At 45.5% G+C, this 6,345-nt stretch carries 5 protein-coding genes; all 5 read left to right on the top strand.

Going from position 1 to position 6,345, the window contains the following annotated elements; genetic code table 11:
* Positions 1-360: 360 nt before the first annotated feature.
* Positions 361-792, top strand: a complete 432-nt coding sequence (mraZ, locus tag KQI39_RS05305; protein WP_148448538.1) for a division/cell wall cluster transcriptional repressor MraZ — start codon at positions 361-363, stop codon at positions 790-792.
* Between the two features lie 35 nt (positions 793-827).
* Positions 828-1,763 (top strand): 16S rRNA (cytosine(1402)-N(4))-methyltransferase RsmH, encoded by a 936-nt coding sequence (gene rsmH, locus KQI39_RS05300; protein WP_148448540.1) that lies wholly within the window; start codon positions 828-830, stop codon positions 1,761-1,763.
* 30 nt (positions 1,764-1,793) lie between these two features.
* Complete coding sequence (locus KQI39_RS05295) at positions 1,794-2,363, top strand: hypothetical protein (RefSeq protein ID WP_216417031.1); 570 nt, start codon at positions 1,794-1,796, stop codon at positions 2,361-2,363.
* Positions 2,364-2,394: 31 nt separating this feature from the next.
* On the top strand, positions 2,395-4,464 hold the full coding sequence (locus tag KQI39_RS05290; protein WP_253293075.1) for a peptidoglycan D,D-transpeptidase FtsI family protein: 2,070 nt from the start codon (positions 2,395-2,397) through the stop codon (positions 4,462-4,464).
* Positions 4,465-4,530: 66 nt separating this feature from the next.
* The gene (locus KQI39_RS05285; RefSeq protein WP_216417030.1) at positions 4,531-6,306 is read left to right on the top strand and encodes a peptidoglycan D,D-transpeptidase FtsI family protein; all 1,776 of its coding nucleotides are present in this window, start codon (positions 4,531-4,533) and stop codon (positions 6,304-6,306) included.
* The last annotated feature ends 39 nt before the right edge of the window (positions 6,307-6,345 follow it).

Below are 6,345 nucleotides of genomic sequence, written 5' to 3'. Positions count from 1 at the left end.
TTAGGTGCGAAAAAAATTGGCAGAAAATCAACGTACAAAGATTTTCTGCCAATTTTCTTTTCTAAAAAGCAGAAAGTGCCGCTCAATCACCTATTCCGGTGATTTTGCGACACTCCCTTTTTTATTTCATAATAATGCACAGAAAATATACATGCTGAAAAAAAACCTGTGGATATTTCATGAAAAGAAAAAAAACTTGGATATGCACTTGTTTTTTCATGGTAAATAGTTTAGAATGATTACATAAGTGGTAGAAAGTGGTGAATAGTGGTAGCGAATGGGGCTGAGTGGCAGAACACACCATTTGCACCCTGGAAACACGAAGGGGAGAATCGTGTTTCACGAGAGTAGGTGGGTTTCATGTTCATGGGCGAGTATAATCATACGATCGACGCGAAGGGGCGTCTGATCATCCCATCCAGGTTCAGGGATCTCTTAGGGGAAGAGTTCGTACTGACCAGAGGGCTCGATGGTTGCCTTTCCATTTATCCTATGGATGAATGGGCTGCCTTTGAAGAGAAACTCCGAGCATTACCACTTACAAATAAAGACGCAAGAACCTTTTCACGTTTCTTTGTAGCCGGAGCTACGACATGCCAACTGGATAAGCAGGGGAGAATTCTGGTGCCGCAGACGCTGCGCCAATTCGCTGGTCTGGAGAAAGATGTGGTGCTTACGGGTAATCTGAACCGGATTGAGGTCTGGAGCAAGGAGAAGTGGAGCGAGAACTGCAATTATGATGACATGGACAGCATTGCGGAGAGCATGCAGAACATTGGAATCGTCATTTGAGCATAGCGCAGGTAGAAATCCCACAGGAGATGGATATGGAATTTAAACATAAATCTGTATTACTCGATGAGACCATTGATGGCTTAAGGGTAAAGCCGGATGGAATCTATGTGGATGGCACTTTAGGAGGAGCGGGACACGCCACAGAGGTGTGTAAGAAACTTTCTGCCAAGGGGAGATTTATTGGCATAGATCAAGACCAGGATGCGATAATTGCTGCGAGTGAACGGCTGTCAGCCTTTAATCAGGTGACAATCATTCGCAGCAATTATTGTTACATGGCAGATGAGTTAAGATCTCGTGGCATTGAAAAAGTGGACGGGATCCTGCTGGATTTAGGAGTGTCATCTTATCAGCTGGATAATGAAGAGAGAGGTTTTTCCTACAGGTATGATTCTCCTCTGGACATGCGAATGGACAGAAGGCAGAGCCGTACAGCCGGAGATATTGTCAACGGTTATGAAGAACGGGAACTTTATCGGATTATCCGCGATTACGGCGAGGATAAATTCGCCAAGAATATAGCGAAGCACATCGTGGCTGCCAGAGCGCAGGCACCAATTCAGACAACCGGGGAACTGACAGAAATTATAAGGGGAGCGATCCCCATGAAAGTACAGGCTACAGGAGGACATCCGGCCAAGAGGACTTTTCAGGCGATACGTATTGAGCTGAACAGAGAGCTTGACGTACTCCGTGATTCTCTGGACGGAATGATCGATCTTCTGGATGACGGAGGAAGGATCTGTATTATCACATTCCATTCTCTGGAAGACAGAATCGTAAAAACGATTTTCCGCAAAAATGAAAATCCATGTACCTGTCCGCCGGATTTTCCGGTTTGTGTATGCGGAAAGAAATCAAAAGGTAAAGTGATCACAAGGAAACCCATCCTTCCCAGTGAACAGGAGATGGAAGAGAATCCGAGATCAAAAAGTGCGAAGCTTCGTATTTTTGAACGTAAGCTGTAAAAGAGTTTTTTTTAGATGGAAGGTAGGCAAATGGCGAAGACAGGAAGAGGGACTACAGCCAGAAGAAATCGGAATACCGTCAGGAACAGCAGAGAAATGTATGTTCAGGGAAATGCGGTAAAAAGGTTACAGGAAGTTCCTCGGAGAACTGATCTGCCCGGTGTACAGGAAAGGCGTCGGCTGGCCCAGGAGAGAAAACAGAAATCCGCAGTTCCTGTGACACCTGCGAAGCAGGCTGTGAACAGGAAGATACAGCGGAACAGAGAAAAAGCGATGGCCATGAATAAAGGTTTCGTTCTGTTTCTCACTGCGGTTTCCATTGCGGTATTATTTACCTGTATCAATTATCTGCAGGTAAAATCAGAAATCACGGCGAGTATGAAAAATGTTGCAAATCTGGAATCTGAGCTTGCACAGCTGAAGGAAGATAACGATGCATATTACAGTCAGGTTACTTCTGATGTTGATATCAGCGAGATCAAGAAAAAGGCAATCGGTGAGCTTGGAATGAAATATCCTTCTGAGGATCAGATACAGACATATGTTACCGAGGGTAACAGCTATGTGAGACAGTATCAGGATGTAGATTCGCACAAGTAACAGATGTACAGTTTTTTGAGCAGGTGATCGATTGAGTACAAGAAGGCGCAGGCCGGTAAAAAAAATTAATAAGAATATGAAAAAAAAGCTGGCAGTACTATTTTCTTTAGTGGTGTTGGCTTTAGTTGGTTTGGTGGCAAGAATTACCTATATTAATGCCACAAGCGGAAGCAAATACAGAAAACAGGTGCTGAGTCAGGCACAGCAGAAATATGAAAATCAGACACTCCCCGCCAAAAGGGGAGATATTTATGACCGGAATGGAAATATTCTGGCAACAAGCAACAAGGTCTATAATGTAATTCTTGACTGTCTGGAAGTCAACAAGGATGAGGACTCTGTGGAGCCGACCATCAAGGCTCTTGTGGAAGTACTTGGCCTGGATGAGGAAGAGATGCGTAAGCTTCTCAATGATGACAGCACAAAAAGCAGTCAGTATCAGATTGTCAAGAAACAGATCTCCATGGATGATAAGAAAGCTTTCGAGAGCTATGAGAACCCGGGGGATGACAGTGAACTGACTGCTGCCCAGAAGAAAGAGCGTTCCAAGGTCACAGGAGTATGGTTTGAGGAGGACTACTTAAGATCCTATCCGTTCAACGAAACAGCCTGTGACACCGTTGGTTTTACACTTTCCAGAGATGTGGCAGATATCGGACTGGAAGGTTACTACAATGCAACGCTTACCGGCGTTGACGGAAGACAGTATGGATATATCAACAACAATTCCGACGTAGAGCAGACCATTATAGAACCAACCGATGGAAAAAGCATAGAAACTTCCCTTGATCTGGGTCTTCAGCAGATTGTAGAGAAGTATGTAAATACTTTTGAAGAAAAAATGGGAGCCAAAAATGTCGGTGTCATTATCGAAGATCCCAAAACAGGAGAAATTCTGGCCATGGATGGTGGAGACCGATACGATCTGAATAATCCGAGAGATCTTTCCAACGTTTATTCCGAGAGTGAGATCGCGGCCATGAACGATGAAGAAATTGTAGATGCCCTGAACGGAATATGGAGTAATTTCTGTGTGACAGACGCATACGAACCGGGATCAGTAGTAAAGCCTATTGTTATGGGTTCTGCCCTTGAGATGGGAGCGATTTCCGAGACGGATAATTTTGTCTGCGACGGCGGACAGTCCTTTGGTGCGGAAGGAGCTACGACATTTATTAAATGTGCGGTATGGCCCGATGCCCATGGAACAGAAGCACTTTCCGATGTTATTGCCAATTCCTGCAATGATGGTATGATGCAGATTGCGGCGAAAATGGGAAAAGACAATTTCCTTAAAACGCAGAGTACTTTCAATTTCGGAACAAGAACCGGTATTGACCTTCCGAATGAGGGCAGCGGTGTAATCCACACCAGCGAGACCATGGGAGAGACAGAACTTGCATGTTCCGCATTTGGACAGGGATATACACTGACGATGATCCAGGAGATCAACGCCATGTGTTCCGTTATCAATGGCGGATATTATTACCAGCCACATCTGGTAACCAGGATCAAAGACAGCAGCGGCGGAATTGTGAAGACGATTTCTCCAACTCTGATGAAACAGACTATTTCCGAAAAGATATCCGCAGATATCCGGTCTTATATGGCTGCCAGTGTAGATCATGGTACTAGCCGTACCTCTAAGGTTCAGGGCTACAGCTCCGGTGGTAAAACCGGTACAGCCGAGAAGCTTCCGCGAGGCAATGGCAAATATCTGGTATCGTTTATCGGCTTTGCGCCGGTGGATGATCCGGCTCTTGTGATTTACGTTGTTGTAGATGAGCCGAATGTAGAGGATCAGGCAAGCAGTACTTATGCACAGTATATTGCCCAAGGAATCCTTTCTGAAGCGCTTCCGTATCTGAATGTACAGCCGGATGAGGCTGAGGACGGTGAAGTTCCGACGACAGAACTGTGGGATATCTTTAAGGGTATCAGTGATTCCGCAACAGGATCTGCCACAGACGGACAGAAGGAAGCAATCTCCAATGAGGATGTTCCAAGTCCGCCGGAAGATGATTCTGAGGATGAAGATACCGAAGATAACAATGATATGCAGAGTGATGGCCTTACCAATGAAGAGGCCGGCCTGGAATAAGATTTCGAATACCCTCTCAGGGAAATGTCATATATTACAATGACAATCTCTGAGGGGGATTTTTTTATGATCCGGACCATGGTTTATCACAGGAAAAAAATCTGGGTGGTTTTTATAGTCTGTGCGGCGCTTCTTCTGGGACTTGTGGGGCGGCTTTTGTACCTTATGGGAGCACAGTCTGAATATTATTCCAAAAAAGCAGACGACCTTCATGAGCGGGAACGTGACATCAAGGCTGCCAGGGGAAAAATTCTGGATATCAATGGAAATATTCTGGCAGATAACCGGACAGTCTGTACCGTATCGGTGATACACAGCCAGATTAAAGATCCGGAAAAAGTAATTCAGGTACTTGCCAGAGAACTGACCATGGATGAAGAAATCATCAGGAAAAAAGTAGAAAAAATTTCTTCTATTGAAAGAATTCGAACAAATGTGGAAAAAGCAACCGGGGATGCGATCCGCGAATATGCACTTGCGGGAGTGAAAGTGGATGAAGATTACAAAAGATATTATCCCTGTGGTTCCCTTGCCTCCAAAGTGCTGGGATTTACAGGGGGTGACAACCAGGGAATCATTGGCCTTGAGGTGAAATATGATGAGATCCTGAAAGGTGAGCCCGGAAAAATTCTCACAGTTACCGATGCACGTGGAGTGGAGATTGACGGGACAGGAGAACGGCGGAAGGAACCGGTGGCGGGAAATACACTGCGGACCAGTCTGGATGTTAACATTCAGAAATATGTACAGCAGGCAGCTCTGAAAGTGATGGAGGAAAAACAGGCGGAGAGGGTCTCCATTCTTCTTATGAATCCTCAGAATGGAGAAATCTATGCCTGTGTCAATGTTCCGGAATTTGACCTGAACGATCCGTTTACGCTAAACACAGAAGAGACAGAAGGAACGTCTTCAGATGGAAAAAAGAAGCAGGATCTTCTGAACCAGATGTGGAGAAATCCCTGTCTGAACGATACTTATGAACCAGGTTCGACTTTTAAGATTATCACCATGGCAGCGGGACTGGAAGAAGGAGTTGTGTCAACGGAAGATCGTTTTTTCTGCCCGGGGTATAAAGTGGTGGAGGACCGGAGAATCCACTGTGCAAAGAGAACCGGACATGGGGCACAGAACTTTGTGGAGGGCGCACAGAATTCCTGCAACCCGGTGTTTATTGAAGTGGGGCTGCGGCTGGGAGTAGAGAATTACTATAAATATTTCAAACAGTTCGGACTTTTGAAAAAAACAGGAATTGATCTTCCGGGAGAGGCAGGAACGATCATGCATAATCCGAAAAATATGGGAGAGGTGGAACTTGCCACTGTATCCTTTGGCCAGTCGTTTCAGATTACGCCGATCCAGCTGGCAACAACGGTCAGTGCGATCATCAACGGCGGAAACCGGATCACGCCCCATTTTGGAATCAGTGTGGAAAGTGTGGATGGAACAGAAGTGCAGACACTGGAATATCCGGTGGAAACCGGGATCGTGTCCGGAGAAACTTCACAGACGGTACGGACAATTCTGGAAACAGTAGTTTCGGAAGGCTCCGGGAAAAATGCAAGGATCGAGGGTTTTTCCATCGGGGGAAAAACAGCTACTTCCCAGACCCTGCCAAGGGGTTCCGGCCGATATATTTCTTCATTCCTGGGTTTTGCACCGGCAGAAGACCCAAAAGTCCTGGCTCTTTGTATTATCCATAATCCTAAAGGTATGTATTATGGAGGGATCATTGCCGCGCCGGTAGTACGGAGCATCTTTGAAAATGTGCTGCCCTATCTTGGAATTGAAAAGACCGTTACGGAAACTCCATCCGGGGAAAACCAGGCAGATGGGGTTGATTAATGAAAGGAAAAGCCTTATACTGTTGAAGAAGTATAAAAA

Source organism: Blautia sp. MSJ-36 (genome assembly GCF_018917985.1).
Taxonomy (GTDB): Bacteria; Bacillota; Clostridia; order Lachnospirales; family Lachnospiraceae; genus Blautia_A.
This window is presented reverse-complemented; position numbering and strand designations above follow the sequence as displayed.